Source organism: Paenibacillus polymyxa (genome assembly GCF_018614975.1).
Classification (GTDB): domain Bacteria; phylum Bacillota; class Bacilli; order Paenibacillales; family Paenibacillaceae; genus Paenibacillus; species Paenibacillus polymyxa_E.
On sequence record NZ_JAGGNR010000008.1, the window covers coordinates 296,978 to 313,841 of the forward strand.

Sequence of the window (16,864 nt, forward strand, 5' to 3'; positions counted from 1 at the left end):
ACAATCCCAGAACATTGGGATATGCGCACAGAGAGAGGAGTAATCTTGTTGACATCACGTATTGATCGGAGCCACAGACTTATCACTTCTCTTGAAAAAGGAACCTGGACCTCACGTACCTATCGGGAAGCGGTTCTCAAGCAGATCCATACGGTTGTACCTTACGACGCATACTGTTTCACTACCGTTGATCCGCTGACTCTTCTTTCCACAGGAGCTGTGACAGAAGATGGCATTGAGGCCATTCATGATCGGTTATTCATTAATGAATACATGGAAGAAGATATACATAAATACGCTGAATTAATTCGCAGCGGTGAGCATACAGCTACACTTCATACGTCCATGAACTCACAGCTTGAACAAAGCCCACGTTATATCAACATTCTTCAGCCAGCGGGGTTCGGTGATGAACTGCGTGCTGTATTGGTTAGTGGAGACGCTTGCTGGGGATATCTGACCCTATATCGTAAGACAGAAAGTGCTGTCTTTACAGAGGAGGAGCGGTTGTTGATTCAGTCCTGGACCGCTTCTATTGCATCGATGCTACGGTCCACGAGTCTGACACTTATGGATGAGATCACGAGTGGAAGTCCCGAGGAACCCGGAATTTTGATCACCTCGGATACTTTCCAGCTCTTATCCCTGAACGCCCCGGCTCAATATTGGCTGTCCCAATTACGTATGCTGGAACATGTAGGGCCGGATGTTCTGCCCCGTCCGGTACGTGCAGTCAGTTCCCATTTACAGCGAAAAATTCGGGCAGAATTGGCTCACGATACTCAGATCGCTCCGGGCTCACCCTCCAAAGTTTGCATCCAACTTCCGGATGGGCGTTACCTCATACTTCATGCCAGTCTCATGCAACAGCTTACAGGACCAGATCAGATTGCTATCCGTTTGGAGCAGGCGATGCCGCAGGATCTGCTGCCCTTGCTCGCCGAGAGCCACGGATTAACCAGTCGAGAACGAGAACTGCTCGGATATGTGCTCCGCAGCTATTCGTCCAAGGAAATTGCTGCTGCGATGCATATTTCTGTCTACACCGTTCAGGATCACTTAAAATCCATTTTCGCCAAAACCAAGGTATCCTCGCGTCGCGAGCTCATCTGGTATTTCGTTTCCCGTTTCCAGCTGTCGGATGAGCCTGCCATATAAATCCTGATGTAATCTCCAGATAATCAACTTGACTATCAAATAATGAGTAAAAATCAAAAGATGCCAATAGGATATCCTCGTAATGGCATCTTTTCTTGATCAAGAAACATAGCGGTAATACAGGGTGACTTCGATCTTTGAACTTTTGATATCGTGCATTCTGCTTCAAAACGCAACGCCCAGTCCTGCAACCCGTTTCCCACAAAATATTCAGACCATATCATTGATTGTGTTATTTAGCTTTTGCTAGCAAATAAAGAAAATATGGAACACTTATAACTGTAATGACGATTCCTGTCGGCACATCTCCTACGAGGCTAACCGTGCGCGTAATCGTGTCAGCCAACACCACGACTAGTCCCCCGGCCAAGCTGGCAGCCGGAATGAGCAATTTGTGATCGGGACCGACCAGTTTTCTCGCCATATGCGGAGCGATTACCAACGAAAAAGAAGCTCCCTCCCACGGCCACACTTCCAGAGGATAATGCAACAGCAGTGATTGACAACCCCAAGAACTGCCGTTTCACGGAAACACCTTTACTTGCTCCAGTAATTGCTGCAGATGTTTCTTGAAAAAGAGAGGTGATTCTGCTCTATAAAACACCATAAAGGTCTTCACAATCTCCTCTTTAGGCGTAATACTGAGCAGGCTCCCCTTCCCGCCGTGAACTAAACCAAAGCGTTCCATTGCATATGTGGTTTCATTCAGTTGGATTTGCGCTTCTCCCCCATATGCATAGATAAACATGCTACTAGGCATTTTATATTGCTCCAGCGGGTATTGTGACGCTACATTCTGAAAGCGTACATCTATTAATGTAATGATCGAGCGTGTCCAGATACGGGCCATCATATCAATCATCTCCGGCGTAAATCCTTGTCTTGCTTCTTCCTCTTGCATCTACCCGCGCTCCTCGTTTCACTTTTTCCAATGTATACATCACTCATTAATTGATATTGATTATCAATATCACATTCCATCAGGTAAGTATATCATCTTTAAGTGATATTGGGGAACAAGCAGTGGACGTTATGCTGTTTATCCGCCTTTCGTAAAAACTAAAAAGGAACACCTGAGAGTACAAAAAGAAGCCTGATCCATATGGACCAGGCTTCTTCATTATGTTTGTGTTCAACAAGTTTACGTAGTCACCATATTTCCCTTGTCACCTGCGACCAAATTTATTAAGACTTTACAGGTTTTCGAGAAGGTTTGGCGGAGCTGGATTTTTTATTCTTTTTCTTACTCACTTCCACAACCACAGGCTCCTGTGGGTGTTCCACCGGGTACATTTTGCGGAACAATAATGTCTGTAGTACCAGGAACGAACCCCCAACTGTCCAGTAGAGCGGCATCGCTGCCGGAGCTGTAAGAGAAAAGAATGCCATCATCAATGGGGAGAGATAACCCATAATGGCGAACTGTTTTCGCTGCTCAGGCGCCATATTCGCTTGTGATACCTTGGCTTGAATCAGATATATGACCGCGACCACCACAGCGAGTACGTAGTCCGGCGCTCCCAGTTTGAACCACAGGAACGAGTGGGAGGACAACTCCGGTGTAAGTCGGATGGCTGTGTAAATACCTGACAGGATAGGCAACTGAATGAGCATCGGCAAGCAACCAATGTTCAGCGGATTAAACTTATGTTTCTTGTATAGCTCCATCGTTTCCTGAGACAGCTTTTGCTTATCAGCAGGGTCATTTTTGCCTTCATATTTTTTCTTGAGCGCATCCATCTCGGGTTTCATGGCGTTCATAATGACTCGTGTTCCCTGCTGGGACTTGGCTTGTCGCATCATCAATGGCAACAGTGCCAGACGAATAACCAGCGTGATTACGATAATCGCGACCCCGTAGCTTCCGTTAAATATAGTCGCAATGTGCTGTATCAGATACGATAGTGGAAATACAATGTAGTGATTAAAAAATCCCGGTGTCGACGAAGTAATCTCCGACACGTTGTTGCTGCATCCGGCAAGCAGCATGACTGCAAACAAAATGGCAATCAGGCCATAGATCCGTCCCTTGCCTGAAGTAAAAGTGAATCCCTTGTTAGTCTTATGTTCCATATATATCCTCCTCGTTGATTTGTTGACCAATCGTTCAACGAGGAATGACAATCTGGTTCATCTTCATCGGGCGCTTCTCTTCGTCTAATCATGCGGCTCCAGTCTTCCTGTCTGTGCTGTCTGTCCAAACACAGGGCGGGAAGTACAGGTTCAAGTCCACCACCGGCGCCACCTTCCACCCAGTACTCCGTCATGCCACAGTGAAGATGGGCAATATAGCCATAACTGACAGTGAAGATGAGTCCGATCGAGAATAAATATGGTAATAACTCCTGCAGTTCAAACAAGGGATTCACCCCCTTTATAGGTTCGTTTTTATATTATAACACTTACATATTGTTTTTGCATAAATCCGTACGTGAAAACAACTACTATTCAGCTATTCCGTTCTCAATTTGGACATTTCTATCTCAGCTCGGTGTCTTGCCACGTTATAAGAAGGCCAGGAACGATCTGATGTATCCATATCCAGATATGCCTGACGTTCCAGCATTTCCCTCTTGAGATCCGGATACTCCTCCAGAGCAAACTCACGAAGTAACGGAACTGCATCTGCCGACAGACTCGCCAGATAGGTTGCATCAATATTGCCAGTCTGATGATAACGTTCTATGTTCAGCTCGGCAATCCATTTATCCATACCCACATAGTTGACTGCAACATATGCAGTGAGCGCCAGGACAATATACCAGCGGATCAGCGGTATTGACGTGTACCGTATACGAAGGCCGGCAATCAGCAACAGGAGTGCGAGGAAGATCATAAATGCGTGTACCAGGAAGCGGATGTACGTATATCCATATGCCTGCTCATACAGATTTAAGCGCATAATTGCGGAGTACAACATAATTGCTGAACAACTGACCAGAATCAAGAGGAGTACCTGATGCACAATGGAACCCGCTTTGCCACTCGGACGGGTATACTGCAAAGCAACAATAAGAATAAAAAAGTTAATACCTGTGACGAGAATTAACTCTGCGAATCCACTTCTCGCATACTCTGCGTAAGACAGATCTACCGGAAGCTGCCCCTCTCCTGCACCAAACAGATACGAAAACTGTACAAGTACAAACAACACGTACACACAGTTAATGACAATCAGCATCGTTCCTACAATGATGGGGTCTAATCTGAGTGATTCCCGATGAACCGGAGGGCGTTCGGGCTCGGGTGTAAGCTTATTGGTAACCTGACCTTCAGGGGACGGGTCCACAGGAGAGAATACATAGGTGTGATCACGCTTATCAACCGTAGATGCTGCTCCATTTTTCCAATGTGCGTTCGCTCTCTTCTCTGCCTCATATTGCATTGGCTGTACAAATCCCCATACATAACCGAACAGAACTACACCCACAATGACAATCCAGATGATTCTCGGTATCCCCGGAGTAAAAGCTAATTGATTCAACCACTCCGGAAAACCGGCTAAATATTGATCGAAGACCCCGTCAGCGGAGGACAGTAATGCAACGACTACAATCAGGATAGGCAAGGACGCCACAAGACCGATGAGCACTTTGAAAACAACTGTTTTCTGGGATTTGTCCATTCCACGCCCTCCTGCTCTCACAGCAATGGCCGCAACAGTCCCCCAATGACGTATGGCTTGAGGCAGCAAGTGGTCAATAGCCGTACCAATCAAACCAATCTCCCACCACTGCTTTTGTTTTCTGCCCATCAGATACGTCATATGTAAGATAACTACGCCGGGTACAACCAGAAAATTAAGAACATACAGCAGTTCATTGTCGTATAACAGGAACGTTAGCGACAACAATAGCACTACAGCCGCCACAAAAGCATCAATGAACTTGAAAAACCTTATGCGGTCCCGGGCAAACAGATACATGAACACATAAAAGAGAATTACAAAGATAGGATACGATACGCCAATCTCATTACCATAAAATAAATACTGGTGAATGATCGCCAGCATCCATGCGGACAGTAGCGTGATTAGAGCGCGTTGCGGTGAAGCCATTATTTTATCAATCATGGGAAAAAACCTCCATTAACCTTTCTATGCTATATTCTAGATGATAAAATAGGAATATAAATAGAAATTAAAATCGACAAAACTTCTTATTTTAGAGAAATACGTCAGAGTTCACCTCCAGGAGGGTATCAACACTTGAAATTACATCAGCAATATCTGCTGTTGCATCGTCATTACAGCCACCATACAGAACACGAACTTACACTCGCCGATCTCGCTGAGTTGCTAAATTGTACGCACCGCAATACGTTAACGATTGTCAAAAAGATGGTTGCCCATGATTGGATTCGTTGGGTTTCCCAGCGTGGCCGGGGTCGGCGCTCTTCACTGACTTTGCTTGTTCCGGCTGATCAAATCGCCGCAGAATATATGATGCAGGCCATGAATCGCCGGGAGTTGCAGGAAGCTGCCGAGCAGGTGAGCGCATTCTCCAGCTCAACAACCATGCAGGATCATCTAAACCAGTGGTTGCTTGGGTATTCGGGACATCATACGGAAGCCGGCACCAATAATGAGCAGATTGATACGCTTCGGTTGCCCCTGCGCCAACAGCTTCATGCGCTTGATCCGCTGTACATTAATCTATTGGCTGAATCCTTTGTTACCAGCCATGTCTTTGACGGATTGGTTCAGCGGGGTGAACAAGGAGAGATTCTTCCCTGTCTGGCTCATACCTGGGATGTCAGTGCAGACCGAAAGACCTGGATCTTTTATTTGCGAAAAGGCATTACATTTCACAATGGTCAGATGCTGACGGCCCATGATATTGTGCATACGTTTGAACGGCTGCAATCTACAGATCGCCGGACACTGTACCGTGATGTAAGTAAACAGATTCTATCTATTGAAGCGGTCGATTGCTTAACCGTGTGTTTCCAGTTGAAAGACCCTCACGAATTGTTTTTGTCCTTCCTGACAACAAGTCGTGCGGCGATTGTACCCTCACCAGGAACAAACGAACATAAGATGAAGCATTCCGGTGATGTGCATGGGATGCAAAAACCTGTTGGGACGGGGCCGTTCAAGGTCACCGCCTGGGATGATCACTTGTGCAGACTTGAAGCCTTTTCATCGTATTTTCAGGGTAGAGCACATATGGACCGGGTAGATATCCTACAAATTCCGTGGAGTGCCTCGGCAAAAATGGATGATAGCCAAGAGTTCGAAACTCCGTTCTTTCATCTTGTTCATAATCCGTCTTCGTCTGCGGGTGCAGAATGGACACAGATTAGTGCAGGTGTGATGGTTCATAAATTACTCACATGTAATACGCAAAAAACCGGACCGTTAAACGATCCGGAAGTAAGAGCATACCTTCAGTTATGCCTTGCTGGAATGTATAGAGATGACGGACATGCAGATGACTCCCAGGTCATGGTTCCTGATTTTAGTGCGGGAAATACCGGGATGGTTGACCCAGGGGGATTTAGAGATATTACTAAACGACTCACTTCGGCTAGTCCCGTCTCCCTGCACATTACAACTATTCCACAATATCGCAGGGATGCCCAACATCTGGCGTCCATACTGGAGCAGTGCGGTTTCTCCTGTACCGTCCGTACCGCTACGATGGAGCAGTTCAAAGGAAATCTGCGGCTGGAATCTGATCTGATTCTCTTCTCGCTGATTCGGGACAGGGACGAAGAACTGAGAAGGTATGATCTCTACTCTACGGTATCTGAGCATCTGGAAGATTCTGCTCGTATAACGATTCATGAGATCTTGCAAACCATCGTCGCCTCTCCCATCGCTGCGGATCGAACTTGCGAATTAGACCGCATTGAACAATTTTTGGTTGATACGAATTTACTGTTCCATTTATCCGAAAAACCGGTAGAAACCGCTTATCTGCCTTCGGTACGTGGTCTATCTTTCAACAGCCAGGGCTGGGTGAACCTGCGTCATATCTGGTTTCCTTCTGACGCACGAGCACATCAGTCTGATTAAACATCGTATTATATGACTTATACCATCCGATCACGTATCTTTTTTTATTTTGACATTGTCGTGATCGGCTCTCTAGGTTTGCTTCTCAATGAAATGGTGTCTTTACGTCGATATACTCCAAGCATTAAACCCATCATGGCATATTCTAAGATCACATGAGAACCAAATCCAATAAAAGGGAAAGTAACGCTGACAATCGGAACCTTTCCGGTAGTCATCGCCAGCGAGTAAAGCATTTGCAATGCAAACATCATTGTAATACTGAACACGATCATACGACCAAATTCATCGAGTACACGAGGTAGCATTTTCAGCATACTAGTAAGAAACCATACGATTCCAAGCAACAGCATTATGCCTGCTAACCAACCAAATACATCAATAAACATTACACCGGGATAGTCCATATAAAATCCTGTAAAGTGGTCCAAAGACGTGTCAGAACCGTTTCCCCACCATCCGGCAGAATGAAGAATATTCATAATCGTTTGGTTATAGTAACCGTTTCCTAGCGGATCATTCTGGAGATCCAACACAACAGAGAGTCTCTCAAACCGCCTGTATTCACCACTCAAAAACAACTGTATCATAGTGACACTTCCTGTAATTGCAGCACCCACAAACGTAAAAAACCATTTTCGTGTAATCCAGGCAAACAAGATAAGAGTTGCCGTTCCGAATGGAAACAATCGTACCCAATCTGAAGCTTGAAACAGGCTAAAAGACGGCAAAGCCACAAGAAGAATATACGTGGAGACAGATTGTACATCGCACTTAGTACGCAGCTTATCCATCATAATCGCACCTATGGCAAGGGGCAATACCCACATGGATATCGTCGTAAGATCAATTGTTAACCCAAATATGCTCCAGAACCGTTGTACACCATAATCAAACGGTGATACCAGCGGATTAATCCACAACATACCACTTAACAAAATATAGATCCACCAGGCAGATTTTTTCCATTTTTGATAATCAAAATACATCAAAAACACCATCAGCACTAAACCAACAATAGTGTAGAGCAAATGACTTTTATACAAAAACTGAAACCTTTCAACTGAGATATTTGTCGTATAAATCCATGTCAGCAGCAGGCTAATGATTAGCAAACTGGCAAGTCCCGTTAGCAACCCCCAATGCATTCGATGGCGATGCAATCGGTGCATACTCTTGCCAACGACAGTTGGATCACCCATCTGTTCAATGGCATATGCAATTGCTTCTTCCTCTGAATAACCTTCTTGTTCTTTGTCCAAAATCATTTCTTCCATGTGGTTTCCCAACTCATCACGCAAGTCGTTATGTACTTCGCGAGCTTTAACCTGAACACACATGTGATCAAGATAATGCTGAATTCGCTTATGTCGATTCGTCATGTCAGGCCTCCTTCCCCAAGCACCCGATCCACAGCTCTACGGAACAAATTCCACTCCGCTTTTTTACTTTCTAAGGCCTCCATGCCCTTGTCTCGAATCGAATAATATTTCCGTTTACGGCCTTCAACCTCCATCCAGTACGACTCTACCCATCCTTCAATCTCCATGGCATGCAAAATAGGATATAACGTGCCCTCTTTCAGATTAAACACACCCTCAGATTGACGATGTAGTTCCTTAATTAATTCATATCCGTACAACGGTCGTTCCTGAAGCAAGTTCAGAATCAATGTCTCGGTACTGCCTTTAATCATCTGTTTGTTAACCTGCAACGCGCTCACTCCTTCCTTTTCTGTCTAGCCAACAAGCTTCTTTATTTATGTTAAAATAAACAAGTCCTTTCATTCACGAACTCTAATGCTGAAACTATATATTCGTGTATTTTTCAATTACATATACTTTTTTTTCAATACATTTAAGGAGGCATCGCATTCATGAGCAAATTGATTTTCTTTCTCGGTGGGGCCGGAAGTGGCAAGACCACCCTTGCCAAAACCCTTTCCCGTAAACATAAAGCTGCTTTCTTCGATATGGATATTCTGCTTCGTCCCGCGGCTGAGGCGATCATGACCCTTCAGGGACTTGATCCATCCGACCGAGATTCGCCTGAATACAAGAGGTTGTGCCGTGATCTTGGGTACCGCATTACGATGGATGCTGCTCTGGATAACGTTCAGTTGGGTATTGATACAATCGTTGTAGGACCATTTACCAAAGAAATCGTTACCCCTGACTGGATCGAGCAGGAGCTCGCACGAATTGGACGTTCTCTGAAAGATACGGATGTGCGTGTGGCCTATATTTATTTAGAGAATGAAGCCTTGTATCACAAACGGATCTCAGCAAGAAAATCCCCACTAGATGAATGGAAGTTAGCCAACTGGGATGCCTTCACAGCTTCTCTCGTCCGTAAAGAAATAGCCTGGCCCCTCCCTGCGTCATCCGTCGCTTATATTGACAACTCCAGTGATGATCCTGCGATTGCATATGACGAACTTGAACGACGAATGTACGCGTAAAAAGAAACGCTCACTCACACTCTCCTTACTTTGACGATAGGATGTATAAACGCTACTCTCGCCGAGTTGTAACGAATCTCAGCAACGCTAAACGGGAGCAGACGAGTGGAAATGGGCAAAAACCTGCTAAAAACGAAGAGTTAAGACGTCTCAGATTCGTTGCGATTTCAATATGGCTCATATACTTGAAATAGGGTGTGCCAGGTTCGTTAACGTTTCAAAGAGTGCCCATTGATGAAACGAAGTGTGTGTGCCAAAACGCTTTCTGAATGTGATCTGGATGAAAGCTGTACACTGATCATATATATATATATCAAATAAAATCAAAAAAAGGATCAGTCTCACCAAACCCTCGGGCTGATGAAACCGATCCTTTTTTCCACTAAATATCTCCTCATAACACATGGAATAGACGAAATCCGCTACCCCAATTGGACGTCAGACATCAGCCGAGAAGAATGCTTTACATTCCTCCATTACCCTATCCTTTACCCAATCTATGCGCTTAACACACAATATAATCTTTTCCCTATCCGTGCTGACGTGCCGCTTGACGTTCTGCAATACGAGATGTAATTAATCCGTGACTTTCATTGATCTCTTCCGGTGTGCACGCAGCTTTTAACTCATATACTTTCACCGGAGAACGGTCGATAATATCCAAAAACGAATCAAAAAATGTCATGTCTTTACTATGGATGTATGGACACCAATGATCTGACAACCTTACGGTTTCATGAATATGCACGCCGACCACGTGATCAATCAAGGCATTAGCCTCACGTACATTATCGTACAGCCCCATTCGATCCATCATCATGCCGTGACCAATATCGTACCAGAGACCAAGCGGCGCGCCCTTCATTTGTCCAATAATCGTTCCCGCTTCGTGCAAAGTCGGCATCTGGTAACAGCGTGAACGGGTCTCAATACCGAAATTCACCCCGTATCCTCGCTGCTCAGACAAGTTACATACCTCTTCCAGACTCTCCTGAATCCGGCTAAGATAATGTGCGCTGCCATCTTCCCGCTTCTCCAGCATCTCTTGCCATAAAGATTGATATGCCGGGGAGTCCGGCCCCTGATCGTGGTATATCTTTTTCAACACTTCATCTATGTTGTATTCAAACGGAACCTCACCCGGATGTACAACAACAGCCTTGGCCCCATAACGATGTGCGTACTCGGCTGAGCGAAGTATCAGTTCAATCGCCCGTTTGCGGCGCGGCTCATCATCGAACCCAAGCAGGACGGAATCCGTCCCGTAATCGGGATCAGCCACATGCGGGAATGTATTATGCACACTGGATATACCGATCTCTCCCCGTTCAATCATCGGTTCTATCGTCTGTAACATCTCTTCCGTTACGTTATAATTCAGCTCCACCTGTCTGAATCCAAGAGACTTGATCTCTTCAATCATGCCTTGTCCGGTCGTATGACGTTTGATATTCCAACATGTTGAGAACGAATATTCCTGTTTGTCTGTATACATGATTGGTCCTCCTGTCTCTCATTCTATTGCCCATATTCATATTCCATTTATCTCTATCTATATAAAGGGAAAAATCCGGTGATAAAGGCGAACGCTACGCTTCTTCAGATCGGTTCTGCACTCTTCGTTCTCGTGTAAATGTTCAGTTCATCTTATATACCTATTTATTCCTCAAACCGTGGTCTTCACGGAGGGTCAATTCAAATCTCATCTTGTTTGCCGTCTTCCCAGGCACATGACGATAGATGATCTCCGCATGATTCACGTACATTAACACGGATGGCTCAGGTGCCTCAGCCTTCACGGTAAACGTAAGTCCAGGGAACTGCCATAACGCTGGTGTAATATCCTGCTGACGAAGGGATGGCCCTCTAATTTCAAAATAAACGTCGATCTCTTCCTCTGTATTTAATTCCACATCAATCGTTAACGAATCTGGCGTGAGATCCGCATCGAACGTCACTCCGCGCAGATGACTATTCCACCCCTCGCCTACCTCACGGCGGATCAGGCGAAGATAATAACGCTCACCCGTCTCCGTCTGCCAGTGGATCGTGGCTGGATGCATTTGGCCGTTGGTATTCACACTTCCCGACATGGCTCCAATCATCCGATGCTCTCCGATCCAGGCTTTGGCCGTACATCGATTCCGATTGGCCGTTGGATCATTGCGCTCGCACAGTTCCATGAACCGTTTCTGCACAAGCCGATCCTCTTGATGAGCCTTGAAATACGGCACGGCTTCTGCGGGCACATCCACCCCAAGGAGTGCAATCAGTGGATCATGGCCTGACTCGCAGTTTATTCCTGCCAGATATTCATACCCTTCACCTAGCAAAAGATAAATAAATACACCGATTGAACTATGCTCTCGCATCTCCATGTCGTACGCCCGAGAGAATGGGCCGGAGAGATTCTCCAGGTTGGCATTGTAATATAGCGCAATGTTATTCCACAGCCCGTGTTCAATCCGGTGCCCAATTTCAACTAAACGTTTGGTGAGTCCATACTTTCGATACATGCCAAGCACGGACAGATCCACCCCGTAATACGTTGTTGTATTGAATTCAGCGAATGTACCTTCGTACTGTTCAAACTCCTTCATCAATCCCTCCGCCTGTTCATCCGAATGCTGAATCCACTCTGTTCGGTTCAAGCGGTGACCATAGTAGTGGGTGATGAAAATATGCATCAACTCAATATTGGTATTCATGGGGATTACGTCCGATAACCTGCGTTCTATTGACCCTTGAACAGCCAGTTCCATCGCATGGTCCATCCGTTTCATAAGTGTCTCCGGCAGTAGTTCGGCAAATTCGGCAGTTACGACCACACAGACACAAGCGATAAACTCGCGCCAGTTGGGATCATAGCTGATCCAGACCGGTGGCAGGACCTGATTCACTGCCGATTGAAAAAGGCGTTTCAGTTGTTTGGAATCTGCCGCCTCTGTGAGCAGAGAGCCATCTTCCTGTAGTTTATGGATAAACTGCGCAGACACCTTCTCAAAGGTGCGTTCCAGGAAATAGGCCGTGCCTGGCGCAAAAGATTTCCAAGCATAGTGACCCGCTGGTGGATGCACATCATTGGGTCGGGTCGCGAAGGTTCCGTGATAGATCTCATCCGGATCGTCATATTGAACATCGAGCACCTTGTGGAACACCCGTATCGCACGTTCCACATCACCAGGCTCATTGCGAATTAACAACCCGAGCGCATAATGTGCACTGGCTCGTGTGCTGTGCTGCGATGAATCCTCTTCTTCGAAACTCCGAAGCAGATCTATTTCCTTGTCATAAAAGCTATCCATCATCAACATGGACTGATTCACAAGATACCGTTGCTCTTTCGACATCTTCTCTACCATTCGTTGTGTCATATCATGCGACCTCCCGGGACTGTTAACCTTTTACAGCACCTACCATTACGCCACTGATAAAGTACCGCTGCAACCACGGATATACAAGCAGGATCGGTAACGTGGAGAATATAACGCTGGCTGCTTTCAGACTCTCAGGCAGGACTTGAACGGCACCAATGCCTTCGTTCTGCATCAGTTCTGTAATCTGGTTCTGCTGAATCATCTGATACAACTTCAATTGCAAAGGATATATCTCAGGCTTGGTAATATACATCAGTGCATCCTGGAAACCATTCCAGCGTCCTACGGCGTAGAACAGGCTCAGTGTTGCCATAACCGGAAGGGACAGCGGCAAGATAATGCGCATAAGTGTTCCGAAATGGCTGCTTCCATCAATTCCTGCTGCTTCTTCCAGACTTTCGGGAATACCTCGGAAGAAGGTAATGAGGATGATCATGTAAAACGGACTAATCAATCCAGGCAGAATAAGTCCCCATGTGCTGTCGAGTAGATGCAGATTTTTGATCAGAATGTACTCGGGAATAATGCCCCCACTGAAGAACATCGTTACCACAATGACAAGCATGAACCACTTGCGCCCTTTCAGATTACTCTTCGCCAGTGGGTAAGCTGCTGCAATGGTCATCGCCATGCTTAGCACCGTACTCAGGACGGTCAGCCATATCGTATAGATAAGAGAACGAATCATCGATCCATCTGCAAATACTTTGGTATACGCCTCAAAGGATAACTCTTTGGGGAAAAAGGAAACCTCTCCTGAACCGATCGCCCGGTTTGAGCTTAGCGAGATCGCAATAATATGAATGAATGGTGCAAGACACAGCACCATCGTAATGACAATAAGAATGACGTTTACCGTGTTGAATATTCGATTCGCCGTGTTTTCAGACATTTCACTCACTCCTTACAGATCATATGTGATTCAATCCACTACATAATGCTCTCATCGGTCAATTTCTTGGACGTATAGTTCGCTCCGAGTATGAAGACAAGTCCAACTAAAGCCTGGAACAAACCTACAGCTGTTGCGAGCGTAACCTGACCAGATTGTAAACCGACACGATAGACAAACGTGCTGAGCACATCCGAGTATTCACGTACAGCCACATTTCCGATAATAAACGGTCGGTCGAACCCGATGGAGATCATGTTGCCGACATTGATGATCAATAAGGTAACAATCGTCGTTTTGATGCCTGGCAAGGAGATGTGCCAGATTCTGCGTAGCCGACTTGCTCCATCCACTTCTGCCGCTTCGTACAGTTCCCGGTTAATCCCTGTCAGGGATGCCAGATACAGAATCGTACCCCAGCCAGCACTTTGCCACACGCCTACTGCAAGATACGTGAAGAGCCAATAGTTTTTGTCTGAAAGGAAAGGTAAAGGATCAAAGCCCATGCTCATCAAGATATTGTTAATGAAACCGGATTGTGTACCGAATACCTGAAGTACGATCCCTCCAATAATCACCCACGAAATAAAGTGAGGAATGTACAGTAAGGTCTGTGCCAGCTTTTTGAACCAGGCCTTCTTCAGCTCGAACAATAAGATGGCCAGTACAAGTGGTGCCGGAAAGGAAACCAATAAATCCAGCATGTTAAGTACTAAAGTGTTGCGTAATGCAGTGTAAAATCCCTGATTTTGAAACACTTCTCTGAATGCATCTAGGCCAATCCACTCACTACCGGAGATCCCTTGAAAGAAGTTAAAATCCTTGAACGCAATCTGCACGCCATACATTGGCCCATACTTGAAAATAATGAAGTAGATCATGGGCAGCAGGAGCAACGCATATAGTTGCCAGTTTCTGCGGAAATAGATGCTTGTTTTCATAAACCTTCCCCCCATGTCATTCAGGATTCTTCATCAAGGCGATGTTACCATCACCTTAATGAAATCCCTGTTCTTTGTTGTCATACACATTAGATGTGAACTCTACTCTACTTATTTCATCGCATTGTAAGCTTCTGTACGTTCATCCAGGATTGCTTGACCACCGCTTGCCATGTAATCCTTCATCATGCTGTCATACGTGGCTTCAAAATCAGCTGGTTTGGAAATGGTTGTTTTCACAAAGAACTCCATAAATTTGTCTTTCAGGCCGTTACCGTAACGCGCTTCCGCCTCAATCGGTTTGGAGAAACGTACCGGTTGAATCGTGTCTGTGTTAGAAATGGCTACCGACTTGCGCATATCATCCCGATACTTCGACTCTACCTGTACGACATAAGCCTCTTCATTTTTCTTGTCATCCCCAACGTATTTACCATTGACGATAATGGCAATGTCACCGGAATTATAGATACGACCTGCGATTTCAGGAGAAGCATCATCTTTGATCAGTGGTACACCATCCACAAGCTCATAGTTCTCATTTTCAACGCCGAATTGCAGGTCGAACAAGTTATTGCCTGAAGCCATCCAATCCAGATATTTCATCGCTGCTTCCGCATTTTTGCTCGATTTCGGAATCATGACATACATCGCATTGGGCGCATATGCCGGTTTGGCGAATTTGCCTGCGGAGTTTTTGAATGCATCAATCGGTGTGATCACTGCATCAGGTTGATTGGTTTGCAGGTTTTTGTACGTACCAGAGATGTAGATCTCCCCCGCATCCTCGGTGTAGAATCCAACTTTGCCGTTAGATACATCTTCCCACAGCTTTTTCTTGTCTTTGTCGAGTCCAAAGTCCTTGCTCATTAATCCTTCATTATATAGTGTGTTCATATATTTAAGGGCGTCCTTGAATCCAGGTAATAATGTTGGATAGTCATTGGAACCCAGTTGTTGCGTTAATGTATATTTTTGTTCTTCCGTAAGTGGTTCAATGAATGACCAGATCAGGGGTTCATATTGAGCCGAGGCAATTGACATCCCCATTGGGATAAGTCCTGTGCCAACCTTACCCGGATCTTTTTCCTTAAAGGCCTTCAGTGTTGTATGCAGCTCCTCAGCTGTCTCAGGTGAAGGCAATCCGAGCGCGTCCAGCCAGTCCTGACGAACATAGGATGCGTACTTCCCAAGTACAAGACGTTTACCTGGAACCGCGAACTGTTGTCCATCGTATTGACCGTAGGCCAGCGTTTCATCTCCCAGGAACTTCTTCAGGTTAGGACCACTTTGATTGATCAGATCTGTAAGTTCGGTCAGACCTCCTTGCTCTGCATACCGGTTGAATGTTCCTGAGTCGTAGGTAAAGACGATATCAGGGACTTCAGAGCCACTCGCCATCAGAACGTTAAGTTTCTGCACTTCCTCCGAGCGTGGTACTGGAACAAACTGAACATCGATGTTGTTTGGATCACCAAACTTCTCTTGAATGAAGCGAGTCAGATAACTGTCCGAAATGGTGTAGCCCGCCGGAGTGTTTCCCCGATCGAAGATTTCTACTTTCAAAGTCGTTTTTTCCCCCGAACCCGACTCTCCTGATGAAGATGTTGATTCGCTTCCTGATGAACATGCAGATAATAATAGAGTGAATGCTGTTACCACTGCGAGGATTGAACTTGCCTTGCCTGCCTTACGTCTTTGAAATAATCTCATTTGACCTTTCCCCTTTCGCACACTCTCTGAATGAATTCACATGATTGCCACTCCACTTTGTTCATCCCATTTTGTTGCACCTGTGAATGTCACCAATCATTACATATGATCTGATATTTAGACAATAAACTATTTTCAAAATGTAAAATTCACGGTTTTTAAGTTAAATCCCGTGATATATAAACATATTTCCTGACAATATACAATTTTCACACCTTTTATGTTAACTATAATAACAAACAATGTTGTATTATGTTTGATTTCTCATACACATTCTGGCATCACCCAGCTTGCAATAATCCT

General features: G+C 45.4%; 15 protein-coding genes. 3 read left to right on the forward strand and 12 right to left on the reverse strand.

Annotated features, from left to right (window positions below):
* The first annotated feature begins 48 nt into the window (after nt 1-48).
* Nucleotides 49-1,158, forward strand: a complete 1,110-nt coding sequence (locus J7E78_RS04670; protein WP_251034817.1) for a helix-turn-helix transcriptional regulator — start codon at nt 49-51, stop codon at nt 1,156-1,158.
* A 232-nt stretch (nt 1,159-1,390) separates the two neighbouring features.
* On the opposite strand, the gene J7E78_RS04675 is transcribed toward J7E78_RS04670, so the two are convergent.
* The 5 genes from J7E78_RS04675 to J7E78_RS04695 form a co-directional block, all read right to left on the reverse strand.
* Entirely contained in the window at nt 1,391-1,600 is a 210-nt protein-coding gene (locus J7E78_RS04675) for an iron chelate uptake ABC transporter family permease subunit (protein ID WP_251034818.1), read from the reverse strand.
* A gap of 81 nt (nt 1,601-1,681) precedes the next feature.
* Nucleotides 1,682-2,059, reverse strand: coding sequence for a hypothetical protein (locus J7E78_RS04680; protein WP_215075165.1), 378 nt, complete (start codon nt 2,057-2,059; stop codon nt 1,682-1,684).
* A 284-nt stretch (nt 2,060-2,343) separates the two neighbouring features.
* On the reverse strand, nt 2,344-3,231 hold the full coding sequence (yidC, locus tag J7E78_RS04685; protein ID WP_215075166.1) for a membrane protein insertase YidC: 888 nt from the start codon (nt 3,229-3,231) through the stop codon (nt 2,344-2,346).
* A complete protein-coding gene (locus J7E78_RS04690) occupies nt 3,168-3,518 on the reverse strand; it encodes a hypothetical protein (RefSeq protein WP_251034819.1) in 351 nt (116 codons plus the stop codon). The genes yidC and J7E78_RS04690 overlap by 64 nt, the downstream gene beginning before the upstream one ends.
* A 92-nt stretch (nt 3,519-3,610) precedes the next feature.
* A complete protein-coding gene (locus tag J7E78_RS04695; protein ID WP_215075167.1) occupies nt 3,611-5,230 on the reverse strand; it encodes a DUF4153 domain-containing protein in 1,620 nt (539 codons plus the stop codon).
* A gap of 135 nt (nt 5,231-5,365) precedes the next feature.
* Here J7E78_RS04695 and J7E78_RS04700 point away from each other — a divergent pair, with 135 nt between their 5' ends.
* Nucleotides 5,366-7,177, forward strand: coding sequence for an ABC transporter substrate-binding protein (locus tag J7E78_RS04700; RefSeq protein ID WP_215075168.1), 1,812 nt, complete (start codon nt 5,366-5,368; stop codon nt 7,175-7,177).
* Between the two features lie 44 nt (nt 7,178-7,221).
* Here the strand turns inward: J7E78_RS04700 and J7E78_RS04705 are convergent, their stop codons facing one another.
* Both J7E78_RS04705 and J7E78_RS04710 read right to left on the reverse strand, forming a co-directional pair.
* Entirely contained in the window at nt 7,222-8,559 is a 1,338-nt protein-coding gene (locus J7E78_RS04705) for an FtsW/RodA/SpoVE family cell cycle protein (RefSeq protein WP_215075169.1), read from the reverse strand.
* A complete protein-coding gene (locus J7E78_RS04710; protein WP_215075170.1) occupies nt 8,556-8,891 on the reverse strand; it encodes a PadR family transcriptional regulator in 336 nt (111 codons plus the stop codon). The genes J7E78_RS04705 and J7E78_RS04710 overlap by 4 nt, the downstream gene beginning before the upstream one ends.
* A 162-nt stretch (nt 8,892-9,053) precedes the next feature.
* Between J7E78_RS04710 and J7E78_RS04715 the strand changes: the two genes are divergently transcribed.
* Complete coding sequence (locus tag J7E78_RS04715) at nt 9,054-9,638, forward strand: P-loop nucleotide/nucleoside kinase family protein (protein ID WP_215075171.1); 585 nt, start codon at nt 9,054-9,056, stop codon at nt 9,636-9,638.
* A 529-nt stretch (nt 9,639-10,167) separates the two neighbouring features.
* On the opposite strand, the gene J7E78_RS04720 is transcribed toward J7E78_RS04715, so the two are convergent.
* The 5 genes from J7E78_RS04720 to J7E78_RS04740 form a co-directional block, all read right to left on the reverse strand.
* Complete coding sequence (locus tag J7E78_RS04720; protein ID WP_215075172.1) at nt 10,168-11,133, reverse strand: sugar phosphate isomerase/epimerase family protein; 966 nt, start codon at nt 11,131-11,133, stop codon at nt 10,168-10,170.
* A 160-nt stretch (nt 11,134-11,293) separates the two neighbouring features.
* The gene (locus J7E78_RS04725) at nt 11,294-13,012 is read right to left on the reverse strand and encodes a hypothetical protein (protein ID WP_215075173.1); all 1,719 of its coding nucleotides are present in this window, start codon (nt 13,010-13,012) and stop codon (nt 11,294-11,296) included.
* Nucleotides 13,013-13,034: 22 nt separating this feature from the next.
* On the reverse strand, nt 13,035-13,907 hold the full coding sequence (locus J7E78_RS04730) for a carbohydrate ABC transporter permease (protein WP_215075174.1): 873 nt from the start codon (nt 13,905-13,907) through the stop codon (nt 13,035-13,037).
* Nucleotides 13,908-13,945: 38 nt separating this feature from the next.
* Complete coding sequence (locus J7E78_RS04735; protein ID WP_215075175.1) at nt 13,946-14,848, reverse strand: ABC transporter permease; 903 nt, start codon at nt 14,846-14,848, stop codon at nt 13,946-13,948.
* Between the two features lie 111 nt (nt 14,849-14,959).
* Nucleotides 14,960-16,561: an extracellular solute-binding protein gene (locus J7E78_RS04740; protein WP_215075176.1), complete on the reverse strand. Its 1,602-nt coding sequence runs from the start codon at nt 16,559-16,561 to the stop codon at nt 14,960-14,962.
* Nucleotides 16,562-16,864 lie beyond the last annotated feature (303 nt).